Source organism: Pseudomonas sp. SCB32 (assembly GCF_009189165.1).
Taxonomy (GTDB): domain Bacteria; phylum Pseudomonadota; class Gammaproteobacteria; order Pseudomonadales; family Pseudomonadaceae; genus Pseudomonas.
Genome location: NZ_CP045118.1, coordinates 1,603,964 through 1,622,915, shown reverse-complemented (window position 1 = coordinate 1,622,915; position 18,952 = coordinate 1,603,964). Strand labels below are relative to the sequence as shown.

18 protein-coding genes are annotated in these 18,952 nt (G+C 64.5%); 8 read left to right on the top strand and 10 right to left on the bottom strand.

Going from position 1 to position 18,952, the window contains the following annotated elements:
- Nucleotides 1–10: 10 nt before the first annotated feature.
- Nucleotides 11–838 carry a tRNA 2-thiocytidine(32) synthetase TtcA gene (gene ttcA / locus GA645_RS07585; RefSeq protein WP_152221445.1) on the bottom strand — a complete coding sequence of 276 codons (828 nt, stop codon included), beginning with the start codon at nt 836–838 and terminating at the stop codon, nt 11–13.
- A gap of 101 nt (nt 839–939) precedes the next feature.
- Here ttcA and GA645_RS07580 point away from each other — a divergent pair, with 101 nt between their 5' ends.
- From GA645_RS07580 to GA645_RS07570, 3 genes are all read left to right on the top strand, one after another.
- Nucleotides 940–1,536 (top strand): DNA-J related domain-containing protein, encoded by a 597-nt coding sequence (locus GA645_RS07580; protein ID WP_152221443.1) that lies wholly within the window; start codon nt 940–942, stop codon nt 1,534–1,536.
- Nucleotides 1,537–1,696: 160 nt separating this feature from the next.
- Nucleotides 1,697–2,293: a Yip1 family protein gene (locus tag GA645_RS07575; protein WP_152221441.1), complete on the top strand. Its 597-nt coding sequence runs from the start codon at nt 1,697–1,699 to the stop codon at nt 2,291–2,293.
- Between the two features lie 235 nt (nt 2,294–2,528).
- Nucleotides 2,529–3,026 (top strand): SprT family zinc-dependent metalloprotease, encoded by a 498-nt coding sequence (locus tag GA645_RS07570; protein WP_152221439.1) that lies wholly within the window; start codon nt 2,529–2,531, stop codon nt 3,024–3,026.
- Nucleotides 3,027–3,032: 6 nt separating this feature from the next.
- On the opposite strand, the gene GA645_RS07565 is transcribed toward GA645_RS07570, so the two are convergent.
- Together GA645_RS07565 and GA645_RS07560 are read right to left on the bottom strand one after the other, a co-directional pair.
- Nucleotides 3,033–4,214, bottom strand: a complete 1,182-nt coding sequence (locus tag GA645_RS07565) for a CaiB/BaiF CoA-transferase family protein (protein ID WP_152221437.1) — start codon at nt 4,212–4,214, stop codon at nt 3,033–3,035.
- A gap of 42 nt (nt 4,215–4,256) precedes the next feature.
- A complete protein-coding gene (locus GA645_RS07560) occupies nt 4,257–5,396 on the bottom strand; it encodes an acyl-CoA dehydrogenase family protein (protein WP_152221435.1) in 1,140 nt (379 codons plus the stop codon).
- A gap of 145 nt (nt 5,397–5,541) precedes the next feature.
- Here GA645_RS07560 and GA645_RS07555 point away from each other — a divergent pair, with 145 nt between their 5' ends.
- Nucleotides 5,542–6,006, top strand: coding sequence for a GNAT family N-acetyltransferase (locus GA645_RS07555; RefSeq protein ID WP_152221433.1), 465 nt, complete (start codon nt 5,542–5,544; stop codon nt 6,004–6,006).
- A 144-nt stretch (nt 6,007–6,150) separates the two neighbouring features.
- Here GA645_RS07555 and GA645_RS07550 read toward each other — a convergent pair whose 3' ends face one another.
- On the bottom strand, nt 6,151–7,467 hold the full coding sequence (locus tag GA645_RS07550; protein ID WP_152221431.1) for an OprO/OprP family phosphate-selective porin: 1,317 nt from the start codon (nt 7,465–7,467) through the stop codon (nt 6,151–6,153).
- A 298-nt stretch (nt 7,468–7,765) separates the two neighbouring features.
- Between GA645_RS07550 and GA645_RS07545 the strand changes: the two genes are divergently transcribed.
- Nucleotides 7,766–8,680 (top strand): DedA family protein/thiosulfate sulfurtransferase GlpE, encoded by a 915-nt coding sequence (locus tag GA645_RS07545; protein ID WP_152221429.1) that lies wholly within the window; start codon nt 7,766–7,768, stop codon nt 8,678–8,680.
- A gap of 224 nt (nt 8,681–8,904) precedes the next feature.
- Here the strand turns inward: GA645_RS07545 and GA645_RS07540 are convergent, their stop codons facing one another.
- Genes GA645_RS07540 through GA645_RS07530 form a run of 3 tightly spaced genes read right to left on the bottom strand, consistent with a single transcriptional unit; the run spans nt 8,905 to nt 10,870 of the window.
- Nucleotides 8,905–9,144: a zf-HC2 domain-containing protein gene (locus GA645_RS07540; RefSeq protein WP_152221427.1), complete on the bottom strand. Its 240-nt coding sequence runs from the start codon at nt 9,142–9,144 to the stop codon at nt 8,905–8,907.
- Nucleotides 9,138–9,746: an RNA polymerase sigma factor gene (locus tag GA645_RS07535; protein WP_178119501.1), complete on the bottom strand. Its 609-nt coding sequence runs from the start codon at nt 9,744–9,746 to the stop codon at nt 9,138–9,140. The genes GA645_RS07540 and GA645_RS07535 overlap by 7 nt, the downstream gene beginning before the upstream one ends.
- Before the next feature lie 2 nt (nt 9,747–9,748).
- Nucleotides 9,749–10,870 carry a beta-ketoacyl-ACP synthase III gene (locus tag GA645_RS07530; RefSeq protein ID WP_152221425.1) on the bottom strand — a complete coding sequence of 374 codons (1,122 nt, stop codon included), beginning with the start codon at nt 10,868–10,870 and terminating at the stop codon, nt 9,749–9,751.
- Nucleotides 10,871–11,277: 407 nt separating this feature from the next.
- Between GA645_RS07530 and GA645_RS07525 the strand changes: the two genes are divergently transcribed.
- The gene (locus GA645_RS07525) at nt 11,278–11,790 is read left to right on the top strand and encodes an ankyrin repeat domain-containing protein (RefSeq protein ID WP_152221424.1); all 513 of its coding nucleotides are present in this window, start codon (nt 11,278–11,280) and stop codon (nt 11,788–11,790) included.
- A 5-nt stretch (nt 11,791–11,795) separates the two neighbouring features.
- On the opposite strand, the gene GA645_RS07520 is transcribed toward GA645_RS07525, so the two are convergent.
- Nucleotides 11,796–12,860, bottom strand: coding sequence for a GGDEF domain-containing protein (locus GA645_RS07520; protein WP_152221422.1), 1,065 nt, complete (start codon nt 12,858–12,860; stop codon nt 11,796–11,798).
- Nucleotides 12,861–13,053: 193 nt separating this feature from the next.
- On the opposite strand from GA645_RS07520, the gene GA645_RS07515 reads away from it, so the two are divergent.
- The gene (locus GA645_RS07515; RefSeq protein WP_152221420.1) at nt 13,054–13,476 is read left to right on the top strand and encodes a 3-isopropylmalate dehydratase; all 423 of its coding nucleotides are present in this window, start codon (nt 13,054–13,056) and stop codon (nt 13,474–13,476) included.
- A 26-nt stretch (nt 13,477–13,502) separates the two neighbouring features.
- On the opposite strand, the gene GA645_RS07510 is transcribed toward GA645_RS07515, so the two are convergent.
- Nucleotides 13,503–13,940 (bottom strand): HIT family protein, encoded by a 438-nt coding sequence (locus GA645_RS07510; RefSeq protein WP_152221418.1) that lies wholly within the window; start codon nt 13,938–13,940, stop codon nt 13,503–13,505.
- 138 nt (nt 13,941–14,078) lie between these two features.
- On the opposite strand from GA645_RS07510, the gene GA645_RS07505 reads away from it, so the two are divergent.
- Nucleotides 14,079–14,783 (top strand): glutathione S-transferase N-terminal domain-containing protein, encoded by a 705-nt coding sequence (locus tag GA645_RS07505; RefSeq protein ID WP_152221416.1) that lies wholly within the window; start codon nt 14,079–14,081, stop codon nt 14,781–14,783.
- A gap of 75 nt (nt 14,784–14,858) precedes the next feature.
- Here the strand turns inward: GA645_RS07505 and hrpA are convergent, their stop codons facing one another.
- Nucleotides 14,859–18,878, bottom strand: a complete 4,020-nt coding sequence (gene hrpA / locus GA645_RS07500; protein ID WP_152221414.1) for an ATP-dependent RNA helicase HrpA — start codon at nt 18,876–18,878, stop codon at nt 14,859–14,861.
- Nucleotides 18,879–18,952: the final 74 nt, after the last annotated feature.

Below are 18,952 nucleotides of genomic sequence, written 5' to 3'. Positions count from 1 at the left end.
TGCGAAGGGCTTACAGATTCATCACATCGAGGAAGCGCGGAGTGGCGGTCTCGTCGATGCGCAGGCTGTTGAAGTCGAACAGGTTGCGGTCGGCCAGTTGCGACGGCACCACGTTCTGCAGGGCGCGGAACATGATCTCGGTGCGGCCCGGCGACTTGCGCTCCCAGTCCAGCAGCATCTCCTTGACCACCTGGCGCTGCAGGTTCTCCTGGGAGCCGCACAGGTTGCACGGGATGATCGGGAATTCCTTGAGCACCGAGTAGGCTTCGATGTCCTTCTCGTTGCAGTACGCCAGTGGGCGGATCACCACGTTGCGGCCGTCGTCGGACAGCAGCTTGGGCGGCATGGCCTTGAGGGTGCCGCCGTAGAACATATTAAGGAAGAAGGTTTCCAGGATGTCGTCGCGGTGGTGCCCCAGCGCCATCTTGGTCGCGCCGATTTCGTCGGCGTAGGTGTAGAGGGTGCCACGGCGCAGACGCGAACACAGCGAGCAGGTGGTCTTGCCTTCCGGGATCTTCTCCTTCACCACCGAGTAGGTGTCCTTCTCGATGATGTGGTACTGCACGCCGATGGACTCCAGATACTGCGGCAGCACGTGCTCGGGGAAGCCGGGCTGCTTCTGGTCCATGTTCACCGCGACGATCTCGAACTGGATCGGCGCCACCTTCTGCAGGTACAGCAGGATGTCCAGCAGGGTGTAGCTGTCCTTGCCGCCGGACAGGCAGACCATGACCTTGTCGCCGTCCTCGATCATGTTGAAGTCGGTGACCGCTTCGCCAACCTGGCGGCGCAGGCGTTTCTGCAGTTTGTTCTGGTTGACCGAAAGGGTGCTGGCCATGGTGCTCTGGAATCCGAAAGGCAAGACGAAAAGCCGGTCATTTTACGCGCAAAGCGGCCCATACCCCAGCCCCCTGATCGGCTCGCTGCTAATCTGACAGCATGACTCTCGACCTAGACCACAGCCTCGACCTCGCCGACCAGCTCCTTGAACTGCTGCGCGAAGCGCCTGAAGGACTCTCCGAATTCCAGCTGATCCAGCAACTGAAGGCGCGGCACTCCACTCACGTGCCCAATCTTCCGCTGATCGACAAGCTGGTGTTGTTCCGCACGCACTTCCTGGTGTTCAACGCGCTCTATCGCCTGCGTGACCGGCTCTGGGAAGAGCGCACCGCGCACCTGGAGATCGGACCGCTGCAGATCCGCCTCTCTCCTTATATAAGTGGTGCGCAGGCGCTCGGTGAGCAGGACGCCCTGCGCGCCTACTACCTGGACGAAAAACACCTGAAGGAAACCACCGAGCGCGACGTGGAGAAGCTGCTGGAAAGTTTCTGGACGCGCATGCAGGGCAACGAGGAAAAGGCCGCCGCGCTGGCTCTCTTCGAGCTGGAAGAAGGCCCGGTGGACTATGCGCTGATCAAGCTGCGCTACCGTCAGCTGGTCAGCCAGCATCATCCGGATCGTGGCGGCAGCACCACGCGGCTGCAGTCGATCAACAAGGCGATGGAAATTCTGGAGCGCTATTACAGTCGCCCGTGAAACTTCCATTTGCTCTAAACCCACGGACGACGTGGTCTCCAGCCCTCCCTATACTGCGTCATAAGGTCGCAAAGGTCGGCCGGACACCGGATGACGCTGGCTACGCGTCTCCGGCGTCTTGCTGGGGGGCGGCCTTCTATAAGAAGAGGAGAATGCTGACATGATCCATCATGTGTGGGGGCTCTTCACCCATCCCGATCAGGAATGGCAGGACATCCGTGGCGAGGAAGAATCCATCAGCCACATGTACCTGACCCACGTCCTGATCCTCGCTGCCATCCCGGTCATTTCCGCCTACATCGGCACCACGCAGGTCGGCTGGGTATTGGGCAACGCAGGACCGGTCAAGCTCACAGCCGCCAGCGCGATGCAGCTGACCATCATGACCTATATCGCCATGCTCGCTGGCGTCGCCGTGATGGGCGCCTTCATCCACTGGATGGCACGTACCTATGACGCCGCGCCATCGTTGACCCAATGCGTCGTATTCGCCGCGTACACCGCCACCCCTCTGTTCATCGGCGGCCTGGCGGCGCTCTACCCGCACCTGTGGCTGGGCATGGTCATCGGCACCGCCGCGATCTGCTACACCGTCTACCTGCTCTACGTCGGCATCCCGACCTTCATGAACATTCCCAAGGATGAAGGTTTCCTGTTCTCCAGCTCCGTGCTGGCGGTGGGACTGGTGGTGCTGGTGGCGATGATTGCGCTGTCAGTGATCCTCTGGGGCAGCGGTGTTGGTCCGGAATACACCTGATTCTTTTCCTTGCATGAAAAACCGGGCCATCTGGCCCGGTTTTCTTTTGCGCCAACGATTCCTGTAGGAATGGGCCATGCCCACGATCGCGGGCATGGCCCGCTCCTGCAATGGCCCTCTCTTGCCTGAAACTCTTCTGGCTTGCCTGAACCTGCACCCCGGACGAGCGGCCGAGAGAAATCCTCCACCCGCGCTTCGACTGCGGCATAATCTGCCCCCGCCGGAGAACCACTGTATGCCTGAACAGCTCAATGCTCGCGTCGAAGCCTGCTACCAGCAGGCCGAAGCCTTCTTCCAGCGGCGCTTTCCCCGCCCGGAAGTGAGCTTCCGGCTACGCGGCCAGAAGGCCGGCGTCGCCCACCTCGATGAAAACCTGCTGCGCTTCAACCCGCAGCTGTATCGGGAAAACTACGACCACTTCCTGCAGCAGACCGTGGCCCATGAAGTGGCCCACCTGATCGCCCACCAGATGTTCGGCCCGCGCATCCGCCCCCACGGCGAGGAGTGGCAGCTGATCATGCGCGGCATCTACGGCCTGCCACCAGATCGCTGCCACACCTACGAGATCAAGCGCCGCCGCGCCACCCGCTACCTGTACCGCTGCCACTGCGGCGAGGGCAATGAATTCCCTTTCTCCGCCCAGCGCCACAACCTGGTCGCCCAGGGCCGTCGCTACTACTGCCGGCGCTGCCGCGCGACACTGATCTTCACCGGCGAAACCCGCCGCGAGTGATGCCGCTCAGGCGATGACCTTCGCCGCCTTCAGCACCTCGACCTGCTCGGTCGAATAACCCAGTTCGGCCATCACCTCGCCCGTGTGTGCACCTAACGCGACACCAATATGACGCGGCTCTGGCCGGCCGGCGGAGAAGCGGATCGGGCAGGCCATCTGCCGCTGCTCACCGCCCTTGCCGTTGGGCACTTGAGTGACCACACCGCGCTCACGCAGTTGCGGGTGCTCCACCGCCTCGGAAAGCGACAGCATGGGCTCGACGCAGGCATCCAGCGCGACAAAGCGCTCCTGCCATTCGCTGAAATCGTGCCTCTCGAACTCGATGGCGATCTCGCGCTTGAGCGCCTGCTGGTCTTCCGGCTTGGGCGAGAGCCCGCGGGCGGCCAGTTCCGGGCGGCCGATGGCGGCGCAGAACTGCTGCATGAACTGGGGCTCCAGGCTGCCCACCGAGAACCAGCGGCCATCACGGGTGCGGTAGTAGTCGTAGAAGCTACCGCCGTTGAGCGCGAGGGACTCCATGTCCGGCTCCACGCCCGCAGCGAGATAGCCCGCGCCAGCCATACCATGCAGGCTGAAGGCGCAGTCGGTCATGCTCACATCGACCTGCTGCCCCTCTCCCGTCTGCTGCCGGTGGATGACCGCTGCCAGCAGCCCCATTACGCCATGCAGCGAACCGCCACCGATGTCCGCCAGTTGCACACCCAGCGGCAACGGGCCGGTGTCGCGGCGGCCGGTGTAGCTGGCGATGCCGGCCAGGGCCAGGTAGTTGATATCGTGCCCGGCACGGTCGCGCAGCGGTCCGGTCTGGCCGTAACCAGTGATCGACACGTAGATCAGCCTCGGGTTGATCGCCTTCAGCGCTTCGTAGCCGACGCCGAGCTTGTCCATCACGCCGGGGCGGAACTGCTCCAGCACGATGTCGTACTCCTGCACCAACTGCTTCACCACCTCCACCGCCTGCGGCTGCTTGAGGTCCAGGCCGATGGAGCGTTTGTTGCGGTTGAGGTAGGCGTGGCTGGCGGAGGTGCCGTCCACGTGCGGCGGCAGCACGCGTACCAAGTCCATGCGTGTGGGCGATTCCACGCGCAACACTTGGGCGCCCATGTCCGCCAGCAGCAGCGAGGCGAACGGCCCCGGCAGCAGGGTGGAGAAATCGAGGATCTTCAGTGAGGCGAGCGGGCCGTTCATGGGCACTCCTGTTTCGCTCAATCGATGCGTGGGCGCCGCGCCTCAGAGCTTCATGCCGCGGCTGATGATCTCTTTCATGATCTCCGAGGTGCCGGCGAAGATGCGCTGGATGCGCGCATTCGCGTACATCTTGCAGATCGGGTACTCCCACATGTAACCCCAGCCGCCATGCAGTTGCACGCCTTCATCGACCACCTTGCACAGCAACTCGGTAGTGAACAGCTTGGCCTCGGCGGCAACCTCAGGGGTCAGCTTCTTCTGGTTGTGGTCCATCACACAGCGGTCGGTGAAGACCTGCGCCACGTCGATCTGGGTACGCATCTCGGCAAGCTTGAAACGGGTGTTCTGGAAGTGCGCCACCGGACGGTCAAAGGCCTTGCGCTCCTTCACGTAGTCGATGGTCGTGTTCAGGGCTGCCTCGGCGCCGGCCACCGCGCCGCAGGCGTTGGTCAGGCGCTCCTGAGCCAGCATGTTCATCAGGTAGAAGAAGCCGCCCTTGGCGTCGCCCAGCAGGTTCTCCTTCGGCACCTTCACATTGTTGAAGAACAGTTCGGCGGTGTCCTGGCTCTTCATGCCCAGCTTCTTCAGGTTGCGCCCGCGCTCGAAGCCCTCCATGCCGCGCTCGACCACGAACAGGCCCATGGCGTGCTTGTTCGAAGGGTCGGTCTTCGCCGCGACGATCACCAGGTCCGCCAGCTGCCCGTTGGAGATGAACACCTTGGAGCCGTTGAGGAGGAAGTGATCGCCCTTGTCCACTGCCGTGGTGCGCATGCCGGCAAGGTCAGAACCGGCCGACGGTTCGGTCATCGCCACCGCCAGGATGCTCTCGCCGCGGATGATCCCCGGCAGCCAGCGGGCCTTCTGCTCGGCATTGCCGTACTCGGCGATGTAGGGGCCGCACAGTGCCGAGTGCAGCGGGATCATGAAGCCTGGCTCGTTGATGGCGGCCAGTTCCTCACACATGATCTGTTCGTAGCGGAAATCCTTCAGACCGGTTCCGCCGTACTCCTCCTCCGCCCAGGGCAGCAGGAAGCCCATTTCCCCCGCCTTGCGCCATACGCTGCGATCCACCACGCCGGCTTCTTCCCAGGCCTCCTGATGGGGCACCACTTCCTTGTCGAGGAAGGCTCGGAACGCATCGCGGAACAGGTTGTGCTCAGTCTCGAAGTGATTGCGCAGCATGGTCGACTCCCGGTGGGTTGAGTGCCCGCAGGGTAGGTGCTGGCCGCGCACGGCCTCAATGACGCGAACGCTCAGGGTCGATTGACGCAAACAGCCAGGGAATGCGAGGGTGAGCCCTCCCGCAGCGGCACCGGAGAGCGCCCGCATGCAGATTCGCCCGTTCCTCGCTGACGACTTTCCCGAGTATGAAAGCTGGTTCGCTGACCCGGTGCTGAATGCGCAACTGGGGCCGATGGACCGGAACTGGCTGGCTCACGTGCTGGCTGACGCAGGTAGCGTGCAGTACAGCATCCTGCATGGCGATCAGTTGGTGGCGGTGGTTGGCGTCTGCCTGCCCGTCGAGGCGCATCCGTACTACTTCGTCACCGACCTCGCCGTGCGCCCGGAGCTGCGCGGCACGGGCGTTGGGCGCGAAGTGATGGCGCTGATGATGAGCCACCCCGAATTGCAGCTCAGCACCCTGTGGCGAGCTGGCGTGATGCCGGACAATCCTGCGGCGCTGGCGTTCCTCACGAGGCTCGGCTGGGCCCGGCGGGAGCGGGATACGCCCTTCGACGAGATGATCGAAGTCGAATTCCAGCGGCGGCCGGCGGTGCCGGGCTTCCGCTGATCCATACATAGGAGCGACCCTGCCCGCGATCGCGCCCATGGGGCGCTCCTACATCGGTAATCCGAGTGCCTTTTCCGACTCCCATAAAAAAACCCCCGCCGAGGCGGGGGTTCACACAAAGGAGTCAACGGTACTGCGTACTGCTTAGAACACGTATTGCAGACGGGTCACGACGCCATCGCCGCTGTCGTCGCCGGCATTGTTGCGAATGCCGTCGGTGGAGACGTGAACGTAGTCGAGGGAGACCTTCACGGCTTCGTTGGCGTACCAGTTCACACCAACGGTGTTGGTGCTGGCCTTGGTGTCGCCGACGTCGCGGGTAGCGGTGGCTACTTTCACGTTCGGGTCATCGACCTTGATGTGGTCGTAGCGGTAGAAGACTTCCCAGGCACCGAACTGCTTGTCAGCCGGCTTGATGGTGTCGAACTTGGCGCCATCGAGCTTGTACACACGGGACTCGCCGGTGATGGTGTAAGCCAGCTGGCCGTAGTAACCGTCAGCCTTGATGTCCTGGTAAGCGTTGGCATCGGCTTTCATCTTGCGGTCGACGTATTCGGCCTGAGCGGAGAACGGACCGAAGGCGTAGGCCAGTTCAGCACCCCAGGTGGTGTCGTCCTTGTAGGAACCCGCCGGGCTCAGGGTCGCGCCGCCGAAGGTAGCACGGTTGCCGTTGTCGCCAGCGTCGTTACCACCGTTGGTGGCAACGCCACGCATGCCCAGACGCGGACGGATACGGGAGTCGAAGGCGGTGTCGTTCAGGTCGCGGTAGGCGTAATCCAGACCGACGTGCAGAACGTTGCCGTCGGTGTTCATCGGAGCGAACACACCACGGAAGTTGAACTGCTTGACGCTGTCACCATTGGTGTCGTCGACGTCCTTGGAGAACACGCCGGCATCGACATAGGCCATGTTGGCGATCACGCCGCCAACCTGGGCACCCATGCCGTCCTGGTGAGTGTTGACCCAGTCAGCAATTTCGTAGGCGGAGGTACGCTCGGTAGCGGTCACCCACTTGGAGCTGGTGGCCTTTTCCAGCCCGAAGTCCGGGTCGAAGCGGCCGAACTTCAGAACAACCGGGCTGAAGCCGGTGTAGCTGAAGGAAGCTTCGTCGAAGTAACCGTTGTCAGCGTTACCCGAGTTGTGGGACATGTCGTAGTTGACCTGGTATTTCCAGTCGCGGTACATGGTGCCGCCCAGTTCCAGGTAGGCACGACGGAAGTACGCGCCGTCCGCGTAGTCACCATTCTTGGTGTAGAAACCATCAAAGCGGCTGTAATCCGCTTGCAGGCGACCACCCAGCTTGAAGCTGAACTCTTTGTCGGTGGTGGCGACCTCAAGGCCGCCCTTGGTCTTGACCACGATATCGGCGCCGTCGGTGGTGACTGTACCTGCGAAAGCCTGGGCGGAAACGGCCAGTGCCAGGGCAGTGGCGGCGTAACCGGCGAAGTGCTTACGGATCATCGAAGATTCCCCTTAATGGTATTTGCGTTGAACACGCCGAGTGCCTGGCTGCTGCGCGCCCCCCAAGGACTCGCACAGGCCGTTCTGGCGGCCCCCGTTTGTGTTGCTGGGAATCTTGGCGAGGGGTTATTTCAGATCAGTTGCTCGTAGATAAAACTTTTATTACAAAGGAACTTTTGATTCTCTTATGTCATAAAGGCTTTAGGCCGCGTCCGACTAGGCTCCGAGCTCTTTCCCTCAGCCGCTTTGACGGTATGCTTCCACCTTCCTCTGAAAGACCTTGCCCTCAGACATTCCCATGCACGAACTGCAACCCCTGATCCAACAGCACGGCCTCAGCCTGCTGTTCCTCAACGTCCTGCTGGAGCAACTCGGCCTGCCGATTCCGGCTTACCCGGCCCTGATCGTCGCCGGCGCACTGGCCCTGCAGGGCAGCGGCGTGCCGCTGGGCGAAGCCCTGGCGGTGGCGGTCATCGCCTGCCTGCTCGCCGACTGCATCTGGTACTTCGCCGGCCGGCACTACGGCGGGTTCATGTTGCGCAGCGTGTGCAAGGTCTCGCTGTCCCCGGACAGCTGCATCCGTCAGAGCCAGAGCCTGTACCTGCGCATCGGCCCGCGCGCGTTGCTGATCTCGCGTTTTCTCCCCGGCGCCAGCGCGCTGACCACCACCATGGCCGGGATGACCGGCACCCGCGTGCACCGCTTCCTCGGCTACGATTGCGCCGGCGCCGCGCTCTGGGCGGGTTCGGCCTTGATGATCGGCAGCATCTTCAGCGACGCGGTGGACTATGTGCTCGGCTGGCTCACCCAGTACGCCAGCCTCGGCGCGGCCCTGCTGCTGGGCGCCTTCGCCCTGTTCATCGCCTGGAAGCTCTGGCAGCGCTTCAGCCTGTTGCGCCGCACCTCGCGGATCCCGCGCATCAGTGTCGACGAACTGCGCGCCCGTCTCGACGCCGAGCAGCCGCCGCTGATCCTTGATGTGCGCGCACAGTTCGATGGCGAGGCGATCCCCGGTTCCATCCCCTTCGGCCTCGACGCGCCGCTGGACCAGTTGCGCGACAGCCTGGGTGATCGCGATGTCGTGATTTACTGCGCCTGTCCCCACGAACTTTCCGCTGCCATGCTCGCCGAGCGTCTGCAGGCGTCCGGGCATCCGCGTGCGTGGGCACTGTCGGGTGGGCTGGATGCGTGGCATGCGCAGGGGCCAAGCTGATCTGGGCCCAGCGGTAGGAGCGCCCCATGGGCGCGATCGCGGGCATGGCCCGCTCCTACAGGAGTGCGCAATATCGGCAGGACCGTAGGGCATATAAGGTTCGACGTTATGCGCCGTCTGACCTCGGTTTCAGGGCACTCCGAAACCCACCCCGGAGCCGTCGACAAATCAAGGCGAATCGGCGTACGACCGCGAACGGTTCCATGCCCTACAGAAGTGCTGGATTACCGTCGCGAATGATCCCGCCGCAGCTCGGCAAGATGGGCAGCAAGCAGGTCGATGTCCGCGCCGGACTTTTCCGGTAGCGCGCGCAACGTGGCCTGGGCCAGCCGCATCTGCCGCAGGTAACGCCGGCAATTGCGGCACAGCAGCAGGTGCCGCCTCAGCGCCAGCTTCTCGCGAAAGCCCAGTTGTTCGTCCAGCAGGTCGCTGGAGCGTGCCACCAGTTCCTTACAGGTCAGCATTCCCCGGTCTCCTCGAAGTGCTCCAGCGTGGCGAACACCTTCAACCGTGCGCGATGCAGCAGCACCCTGACATTGGAGAGCGAAACGTCCAGAAGATTACAGATCTCCTCCAGCTCAAGCCCTTGCCGCTCACGCAGCAACAGGACGCTGCGCTGCAGCTCGGACAGGCTGGCGAGGGTCTTTTCCAGGCATTCACGCAGCTCGTCCTCCGCCAGCAGGGCCTCCGGGGAGTCCTCGTGCCAGGCCAGCGGTGCCGGACTCCAGTGGCCGTCGGGGGCGAAGCGGGAGTCGTCGATGCTGCCGTGGAGCGCGGGTAGATCGTCCAGCGAGATATCGCGGCGAACCTTGCGCAGACGGGATTTGGCGGTATTGGCGGTGATGGTCAGCAGCCAGGTCTTGAGGCTGGAGCGACGCTGGAAGCCGTCGAGATTGCGCACGGTGGCAAGCCAGGCGTCCTGCACCACTTCGTCAGCCTGGGCGCTGCCGACGATAGCGATGGCAACGGCGCGCATCGCGCCCTGGTAGGTCGCTACCAGGGTGCGGAAGGCCTGCTGGTCACCGGCCAGCAGGCGCGACAACAGCTCGTTGTCGTCGATGGGCACGATCAGCGCTTGCGCAGGATCACGCTGCCGATGGAGTAACCGGCGCCGAAGGAACTCAGCACGCCGATGGAGCCGGCGGGCAGGTCATCCTGGTACTTGTGGAGGGCGATGACCGAGCCGGCCGAACTGGTGTTGGCGTAGGTGTCGAGGATCACCGGCGCCTCGTGGGCCTCGGCATCGCGGCCGATCAGCTTGCGGGTGATCAGCAGGTTCATGTTCAGGTTCGCCTGGTGCAGCCAGAAGCGCTTCACGTCGCTGACCGGGATGTCATTCTGCGCCAGATGTTCGCCGATCAGCTCGGCCACCATCGGGCAGACGTCCTTGAACACCTTGCGGCCCTCCTGCACGAACAGCTTGTCGCGCTGGCCGATGCCCTCTTCCGCGGCACGGTTGAGGAAGCCGAAGTTGTTGCGGATGTTGTTGGAGAACTGGGTCAGCAGCTTGGTGCTCACCACATCGAACTGATGCTTGCTGGTGGCCTGGTCGGCGCGTTCGACGATCACGGCGGTGGCGGCATCACCGAAGATGAAGTGGCTGTCGCGGTCGCGGAAGTTCAGGTGGCCGGTGCAGATTTCCGGGTTGACCAGCAGGATGGCGCGGGCCTGGCCGAGCTGCACGCTGTTCACCGCGGCCTGGAGGCCGAAGGTGGCCGAGGAGCAGGCGACGTTCATGTCGAAGCCGAAGCCCTGGATGCCGAGGGCGGCCTGTACTTCGATGGCTACCGCCGGGTAGGCGCGCTGCAGGTTGGAGCAGGCGACGATCACCCCGTCGATGTCCGCGGCGGTACGACCGGCGCGCTGCAGGGCTTCCTTGGCAGCGTGTACGGCCATTTCGCAGAGGATGCCCCAGTCTTCGTTGGAGCGTTCCGGAATGCGCGGCGCCATGCGCTGCGGGTCGAGGATGCCTTCCTTGTTCACCACGAAGCGGCTCTTGATGCCGGAAGCCTTCTCGATGAAAGCGGAGCTGGATTCGGCCAGCGGCTCCATCTCGCCCTTGGCGATGGCGTCGGCGTGCTCCTCGTTGTGAATGCGGACGTAGCTGTTGAAGGATTCCACCAGTTCATCGTTGGAAATGCTGAACGGCGGGGTGTACAGGCCAGTTCCGCTGATCACGACTTTATGCACGGTCAATCCTCTTCTGTATCGAGCCGCCGGACCAGGCGGCAAAGTTAGGCATCAAGGTGCCCGCACGGCGGCCGGCACTGGATAATCTTGGGCTTCGCGACATGGCGCGGAGGCCTGGGTATGTAGCAAGGCAGTCTGCCATCCCCGTCTGCAGGCGGCATCTTTCGCCGCCCGGCGGTGCGCGGTGGCACCTTAGTACAAGCACAGGGGGACTGATTATGCTGCAATTTTCGGCAAAAAGTCGCCGGCAAAGCGCGGCGATTACGCCACTTTCCGTAATAAAGCCTCGTACTGACCGGCATGGCCCCATCGATTGATTTTCTGCAAGGGCACCATAGTCATGGCTGGCGCGCCGGATTCGGTGGCGACCCGTATGCTTCACGCCATTGACCAGGGAGACCGACAGGATGAGTGACATACCCCGCCCGGAAATGGACGAACAGACACTGGAATTCGCCAATCAGGTGATCGACCTGGCCCGCCAGGGCGACACGGAGCGCCTCGCCGCCCTGTTGCGCCAGGGTCTGCCGGCCAATCTGCGCAACCACAAGGGCGACAGCCTGCTGATGCTGGCCAGCTACTACGGCCACCAGGACACGGTGCGGACATTGCTGGAACACGGCGCCGACCCGGACCTGCACAACAATGCCGGGCAATCGCCACTGGCCGGCGCGGCCTTCAAGGGTGACCTGCAGATGGTCCGCCTGCTGCTCGCCCACGGCGCCAACGTCGAAGGCGCCTCTCCCGATGGCAAGACCGCACTGATGATGGCAGCGATGTTCAATCGTCCGGAGATCGTCCGCTGCCTGCTGGAACACGGCGCCAACCGTGCGGCGCAGGATGCCAGCGGCCTGACGCCCCTGGCCGTGGCGCGGATGATGAACGCCACCGATACCCTCGCCCTGCTCGACGCCGCCTGAGCCGCTCAGACCGAGTCGCTGCACACCAGCCGGTTGCGCCCTTCCGCCTTGCCCCGGTACAGGCGGCGGTCGGTGCAGCGGTAAAGCTCGTCGGCATCCAGGCCGTCGGTGGGCCACTCGGCCAGACCGAAGGTGGCGGACAACGATATGCGCTGCCCGGAGTACTCCAGCGGCCGCCGCGACACCTCCTTGCGCAGCTCCTCCACCAGCGGCTGGGCATCGAAGCGGTCGGTGTACGGCAGCAGGATGCCGAACTCCTCCCCGCCCAGGCGGCCGATGAGGTCGGTGGCGCGCAAGCGGTGACGCAAGGACTTGCACAGGTGCTGCAGCGCCTTGTCGCCGGCGTCATGCCCCCATTGGTCATTGATCAGCTTGAAGTGGTCGACGTCCAGCACCACCAGCACCAGCCGCGCGTCGTACAGGGCCACTTCCTGGATACAGCGCTGCAGTGCACGGCGGAAGCTCTCGCGGCTGGCCACGCCGGTCAGTGCGTCGGTGAGCGCAAGGCGGCGCAGCTGTTTATAGGCGTCGGCGCGACGCCCCTCGTAGAGGTGCATGAACGCCAGAACCAGCACACCGCAGAAGATGCCGTTGCCGACATCGATCAGCCCCGGCGCGTCCAGGTGCGGACGGTTCACATACAGGTACAGCAGTGTCGCCAGCAGCATGAACGGCACGGCCAGCAGGAATCCGCGCAACTTTCCCAGCAGCAGGTAGGCCATGACGGGCATCAGGTAGACCCAGACGAAGGCCGAGGCCGAGGCCTTGGGCATGACGATGATATAGAGGATGAAGCAGAAGGTCGGCAGCAGGTAGGCGATGATCCAGGGCACCAGGCGGCGCACCCACTTGAGCCGGTGCGAAGCCCACAGCAGCAGTGTGCAGGCGACGGCCTCGGTGGCGGCCAGCCAGTAGTTGCCGGCCAGGCTCTGCAGGATACAGAACACCCCCAGGGTCGCCCCGGTGCAGGCAAAGATCAGCCGCATCAGCAGGCGGTGATCGGCCTCTTCCAGCCCTGTCGGCCCGGTGCTGGGTTCGTACAGCTGTTCGGGATCGCTGTTGCGGTACATCAGCCTGGCTCCTTGGCTCGGCCCTCAGCGGGTTGGCCGTCCCAGTCATCCTGACTGCCTCCCGCTCCAGAAGACTACTCCAAATTCCTACACTACGTAGCCATCCGACCGAATCAATCTGTGCGCTGACTGATTCACGGCAGGATCGTCCGCTCTGGGCTAGCCTTCGCTGCATCATCCGTGGAGGAAATCTATGCGTTCGATCCTTGCTGTCCTGCCGTTGCTGGTGCTGTCGGGCTGTGCCTCGTACCAGAACGATGAGGCCCGTCCTGTTCCTTCAGATCGCCTGCTGGCCTATCAGCAAGCGGGCAAGGACAGCGTCCAGGTGGACGTTACCCGCGACTCGGGCTTTCTGGGTGGCGGCTGCTATGTAGCCGTCACCATCGACCAGGCGGTGGCGGCGCGCATCGGTAGCGGCGAGTCGGCCAGCTTCCACGTGCCGGCGGGCCAGCACGTGGTCGGCATCATCGGCGACAAGGACGGCGACGGCCTGTGCAGCAAGGCCATGCTGCGCCGCGAATTGCTGGTGTCGCTGGAGCCCGGCAACGACAACCGCTTCCGCATCAACAGCGACAACCGCGCAGGCTTCGACATCAAGCCCGTGGTCGCCCGCTAAGCGAGCTCCCGCCGTTCAGGCGTGCCTCAGCCGTTCAGACGGGCAACGAGGCGCGCTTGCAGCTTCTCCAATTCCGCCGCCTCGGCCCTGTTCGCCGCATGGATGCCCAAGCCTTCGCCGGCATAGCGCGGGACGATGTGCATGTGGATGTGGAACACCGTCTGCCCGGCCGGTGCGCCGTTGAACTGGGCAACCTGCACGCCGTCGGGATTGAGCTCGGCGACGATCACGCCGGTCAGGCGCTGGACCACACCCATCACCTTGCCCAGCGCCTCGGGATCAACCTCGAGGATGTTGCGCGCGGCGCTGCGCTTGGGGATCACCAGGGTATGGCCGAAGGACTGCGGGAAAAGGTCGAGGAAGGCGAGCACGTCGTCGTCCTCGTACAGCTTGTAGCAGGGGGCATCGCCGCGAATGATCTGGGCGAAGATGTTCTGCGGATCGTAGGCGCCATGCAGGCTCATGATGGGTTCCTTCTCCGGTGACGGGGTTATGGGGTCGCACCATACCGGTTTGTCGAGCGCGGGTCATGACCGGCGCTGCGCGGAGGTCTATCCTGAGGCCCTTCGCTGCTTTTCTTCAGTTTCCTGACCGGAGTACGCATGTCAGACCTTTCCACATTCCCCATCACCCGCAAATGGCCCGCCGAACACCCTGACCGCCTGCAGCTGTACTCGCTGCCCACGCCAAACGGCGTGAAGGTGTCGATCATGCTGGAAGAGCTGGGTCTGCCTTACGAGCCGCATCTGGTCAGCTTCGAGCGCAACGACCAGCACTCCCCGGAATTCCTCTCGCTCAACCCGAACAACAAGATTCCCGCGATCATCGACCCCAACGGCCCGGACGGAAAACCGCTGGCGCTGTTCGAGTCGGGCGCGATCCTGGTCTACCTCGCCGACAAGACCGATTCGCTGATCGTCCCCGGCCCGACCGGCCGCTACGAGACGCTGCAGTGGGTGATGTTCCAGATGGGCGGGATCGGGCCGATGTTCGGCCAGGTGGGTTTCTTCAACAAGTTCGCCGGCAAGGACTACGAGGACAAGCGCCCGCTCCAGCGCTACGTGGATGAATCCAAGCGCCTGCTGGCTGTGCTCGACCAGCGCCTGGAAGGGCGCGACTGGATCATGGGCGAGCGCTACACCATCGCCGACATCGCCACCTTCCCGTGGATTCGCAACCTGGTCGGGTTCTACGAGGCGGGCGAACTGGTGGAGTTCGAGAGGTTCCAGAACGTGAAGCGTGTGCTGGAGCGCTTCCTCGCACGGCCGGCGGTGCAGCGCGGGTTGGGCATTCCGAAGCGCGATTGACCTCGGAATCCCCTTGTAGGAGCGGGCCATGCGCGCGATCGCGGGCATGGCCCGCTCCTACAAGGGGCTCGGAGGTCAGGCCTCGACCTGGCTCCACTGCTTCGACAGGCGCTTGTCCGACACCGGCACCTTGGTCCCCAGTTGCTGGGCGAACAGCGAGACGCGGTATTCCTCCAGCATCCAGCGGTACAACACCAGCTCCGGATCGCGCTTGCCCTCCTGGCTGTGCTTGGCCAGGCGCGCCGAATACTGTTCCCAGTAGCCGGCCATCTCGCCGCTCCATACACGGTCGCGCTGGACTTGCCCGGCGACCTTGTCCAGGCGCTGCTCGACCGCCTTCAGGTAGCGCGGGTACTCCTTCAGCCACTCCAGCGGAGTGTCGCGCACGAAGCCGGGGTAGACCAGCTTGGCCAGTTGCCCCTTCACGTCGTTCAGCGGCACCGTCATGGCAAGGTCGACCTTGCCCTTGAAGCGCTTCTGCAGGCCGTGCCAGAGCTTGAGGATTTCCAGGGTCAAGCGGGCGATGCGCTCGGCGTGTTCGGTCCAGGCACTGCGCTTCTTCTCAGCCAGCGAGGCCAGCCCGGCGCCGTCGCGCGGCAGGTTGCTTTCGCCCTCGAGAATCGCGCTGTCCAGGCTGGCCAGCAGGATGTCTTCCACCAGCGCCTCGACGCGGCCCAGCTCGCGGTAAAGCAGGCCCATGTCGGTCTGCCCCGGCAGCTTGGTACGGAGGAACTTGGCCGGCTCCGCCAGCTGTTGCAGCAGCAGGCGTTGCAGGGCACGGCGGTGCTGGTAGTCGGCCTCGGCCTGGGTCGGGAAGCGGTTTTCCTTAACCACGCCAGCCTCTTCCACCAACGCCGGGTAGACCGTCATCGATAGTCCGGCAACCTTCTGCTGGGTCTTCTCCGCCACTTCGGCGAAGCCCTTGGCTTCCACCGGTTTCTGCGCCTTGTCGGCCTGCGGGATCGCCAGTGCGGCCTGGCTGGCCTCGGCGAAGCGCGCGGTGAGCTCGGCCAGGTCGCGGCCTTCGCCGAGGAACTTGCCACGGGCGTCGACCACTTCGATGTTCATCCGCAGGTGGTTTTCCACCTGGGTTTCAGCGTCCGCCCAAGCCTCTTCCGGTACACGGCTGCCGGTCATGCGTTGCAGCTCGCGGCCGAGGGATTCGGACAGTGCACCCTCGGCGAAGACCATCTTGCCCAGCGCGGCGCGGACGAAGTCCGGCACCGGCACGAAGTTCTTGCGGATGGCCTTGGGCAGGCTGCGCACCAGCTCGATGCACTTGGCCTCCAGCAGGCCTGGCACCAGCCATTCCAGGCGCTCGGCAGGCAACTGCGGCAGCAGCGGCGCCGGCACGCGCAGGGTCACGCCGTCGCGGGCGTGACCGGGTTCGAAGTGGTAAGTCAACGGCAGTTGCAGTTCGCCCAGGCGCAAGCGATCTGGGTAGAGGCCGGCGGTGACTTCGCTGGCGTCGCGGGCGAGGACGTCTTCCTCACGCATGATCAGCAGGCTGGGCTGCTGCTTGTGCTCGCGCTCGTACCACTTCTCGAAGCTGGCGGACTGGTAGATGTCCGCCGGCAGGCGCTCGTCGTAGTACGCGAACAGGGTTTCCTCGTCGGCGAGGATGTCGCGCCGGCGCGCCTTGGCTTCCAGCTCGTCGAGCTTCTCCAGCAACTGGCGGTTGGCCGACAGGCACTTGGCGCGGCTGTTGATTTCGCCGCGCACCAGCGCCTCGCGGATGAACATCTCGCGGGAAACCGGCGCGTCGATCGGGCCGTAGTGCACGGCGCGGCGGCCAACGATGATCAGGCCATAGAGAGTCACCTGCTCGTAGGCCACCACCTGACCACGGCGTTTTTCCCAATGCGGCTCCAGGTAGTTCTTCTTCACCAGGTGCCCGGCCAACGGCTCCAGCCAGTCCGGCTCGATCTTCGCGACCATGCGGGCGAACAGCTTGGTGGTCTCCACCAGTTCGGCAGCCATGATCCACTGCGGCTTCTTGCGGCCGATCACGCTGGACGGGTGAATCCAGAAGCGCCGCTGGCGCGCGCCGAGGTAGTCGCCCTCCTCCGCCTTCTGGCCGATCTGGCTGAGCAGGCCGGAGAGGATCGCCTTGTGCACGGCGGCGTAGTCGATGTCGCGGGCTTTCGGCTCGTCGGTCTTGGCGACCGGCTGGCGGCCACGGTTGTCGTGCTGCCTGGCCTGCTCGCGGACGGGCTCGCTCTTGCGCTGGCCACCTTCCGACTTACTGCCGAAGGGCAGCTGCAGTTCGCGGCAGATCAGCGTCAACTGGCGGTGCGCATCGCGCCACTCGCGCAGGCGCAGGTAATTCAGGAAGTTCTTCCGGCACCAGTTGCGTAGCGGGTTGGAGCCCAGCGCCTGGCGCTGCTCTTCAAAGCCGCGCCAGAGGTTGATCAGCGCAGCGAAGTCGGAATCCGGGTCCTTCCACTGCGCGTGAGCCTGGTCGGCCGCCTGCTGGCGATCCATCGGCCGCTCGCGCGGGTCCTGCACGGACAGCGCGCTGGCCACGGTAAGCACTTCCGGCAGGCTGCCCAGTTGCGCCGCTTCCAGCAGCATGCGGCCCAGGCGCGGGTCGATGGGCAGGCGCGCCAGCTGGCGACCCAGCGGCGTCAGCTGGCCCTCGCGGTTCACCGCCGAGAGTTCCTGCAACAGGGTGAAGCCGTCGTTGATGGCCTTGCCGTCCGGCGGCTCGATGAAGGGGAAGGCCTCGATGTCGCCCAGACGCAGATGGAGCATCTGCAGGATCACCGCCGCGAGGTTGGTGCGCAGGATTTCCGGATCGGTGAAGGCCGGGCGGCCGTTGAAGTCTTCCTCGCTGTACAGGCGCACGCAGATGCCCGGCTCGACCCGGCCGCAACGGCCCTTGCGCTGGTTGGCGCTGGCTTGCGAAACGGCCTCGATGGGCAGGCGCTGGACCTTGGCACGGTAGCTGTAGCGGCTGATGCGCGCGGTGCCGCTGTCGATCACGTAGCGGATGCCCGGCACGGTCAGCGAGGTCTCGGCGACGTTGGTAGCGAGCACGATCTTGCGCCCCGGCATGGGCGCGAAGATCTTCTGCTGCTCGGCCGGCGTCAGGCGCGCATACAGCGGCAGCACCTCGGTGTGGCGCAGGTTGGCCTTGCGCAACATGTCGGCGGCATCGCGGATTTCGCGCTCGCCGGGAAGGAACACCAGCACGTCGCCGGGGCGCTTGCCGACTTCGCGCTCATGGGCGGCGATCTCGTCCAGCGCGCGGAGGATGCCCTGGTCCACGGACAGGTCGTCGAACAGCGCTTCACCGTCCTCGTCCACTTCCGCCGCCAGCGGGCGATACCAGGTTTCCACCGGGTAGGTGCGCCCCGAAACTTCGACGATGGGCGCATCTCCAAAGTGCTTGGAGAAGCGCTCCAGGTCGATGGTCGCCGAGGTGATGATCAGCTTGAGGTCGGGCCGACGCGGCAGCAGCGTCTTGAGGAAGCCGAGCAGGAAGTCGATGTTCAGGCTGCGTTCGTGGGCTTCGTCGACGATGATGGTGTCGTAGCGTTCGAGGTAACGGTCATGCTGGGTCTCGGCCAGCAGGATGCCGTCGGTCATCAGCTTGATCAGGGTGCTTTCGTCGCTCTGGTCCTCGAAGCGCACCTGGTAGCCGACCCGCTCACCCAGCGGCACCGCCAGCTCCTCGGCGACGCGGGTCGCCACGCTGCGCGCGGCGAGGCGGCGCGGCTGGGTGTGACCGATCAGGCCGTGGGTTCCGCGTCCCAGCTCCAGGCAGATCTTCGGCAGCTGGGTGGTCTTACCCGAGCCGGTCTCGCCGGCAATCACCACCACCTGGCTCTTTTCCAGCGCGGCCTTGATCTCGTCGCGCTTGGCGGCGATGGGCAGGCTGTCGTCGTAGCGGATCTTCGGGATGCTCGCGCGGCGCGCCTCGACCTTGGCACAGGAGGCCTGGAAGCGCTCGGCCCACTGGGCCAGCTTGGCCTCGTCGGGGTGCTTGCGCAGTTCGTGGAGCTGCCGGCGCAGGCGATGGCGGTCGCGGATCATCGCGTGATCCATGCGCTGCAGGAGCTGTTCGGGAGTTGGCGTGCTGTCTGTGGTCATCGGCTTCGCGGGCATCAGGCGGGAGCGGCGCGAGCGGGTGCGGAGCCGGTCCCTGGAATGGGCTGTCATGGCGA

Coding starts and splice junctions, on each gene's coding strand:
- ttcA (WP_152221445.1), bottom strand. CDS start 838: ATGGCCAGCACCCTTTCGGTCAACCAGAACAAACTGCAGAAACGCCTG.
- GA645_RS07580 (WP_152221443.1), top strand. CDS start 940: ATGACTCTCGACCTAGACCACAGCCTCGACCTCGCCGACCAGCTCCTT.
- GA645_RS07575 (WP_152221441.1), top strand. CDS start 1,697: ATGATCCATCATGTGTGGGGGCTCTTCACCCATCCCGATCAGGAATGG.
- GA645_RS07570 (WP_152221439.1), top strand. CDS start 2,529: ATGCCTGAACAGCTCAATGCTCGCGTCGAAGCCTGCTACCAGCAGGCC.
- GA645_RS07565 (WP_152221437.1), bottom strand. CDS start 4,214: ATGAACGGCCCGCTCGCCTCACTGAAGATCCTCGATTTCTCCACCCTG.
- GA645_RS07560 (WP_152221435.1), bottom strand. CDS start 5,396: ATGCTGCGCAATCACTTCGAGACTGAGCACAACCTGTTCCGCGATGCG.
- GA645_RS07555 (WP_152221433.1), top strand. CDS start 5,542: ATGCAGATTCGCCCGTTCCTCGCTGACGACTTTCCCGAGTATGAAAGC.
- GA645_RS07550 (WP_152221431.1), bottom strand. CDS start 7,467: ATGATCCGTAAGCACTTCGCCGGTTACGCCGCCACTGCCCTGGCACTG.
- GA645_RS07545 (WP_152221429.1), top strand. CDS start 7,766: ATGCACGAACTGCAACCCCTGATCCAACAGCACGGCCTCAGCCTGCTG.
- GA645_RS07540 (WP_152221427.1), bottom strand. CDS start 9,144: ATGCTGACCTGTAAGGAACTGGTGGCACGCTCCAGCGACCTGCTGGAC.
- GA645_RS07525 (WP_152221424.1), top strand. CDS start 11,278: ATGAGTGACATACCCCGCCCGGAAATGGACGAACAGACACTGGAATTC.
- GA645_RS07520 (WP_152221422.1), bottom strand. CDS start 12,860: ATGTACCGCAACAGCGATCCCGAACAGCTGTACGAACCCAGCACCGGG.
- GA645_RS07515 (WP_152221420.1), top strand. CDS start 13,054: ATGCGTTCGATCCTTGCTGTCCTGCCGTTGCTGGTGCTGTCGGGCTGT.
- GA645_RS07510 (WP_152221418.1), bottom strand. CDS start 13,940: ATGAGCCTGCATGGCGCCTACGATCCGCAGAACATCTTCGCCCAGATC.
- GA645_RS07505 (WP_152221416.1), top strand. CDS start 14,079: ATGTCAGACCTTTCCACATTCCCCATCACCCGCAAATGGCCCGCCGAA.
- hrpA (WP_152221414.1), bottom strand. CDS start 18,878: ATGACCACAGACAGCACGCCAACTCCCGAACAGCTCCTGCAGCGCATG.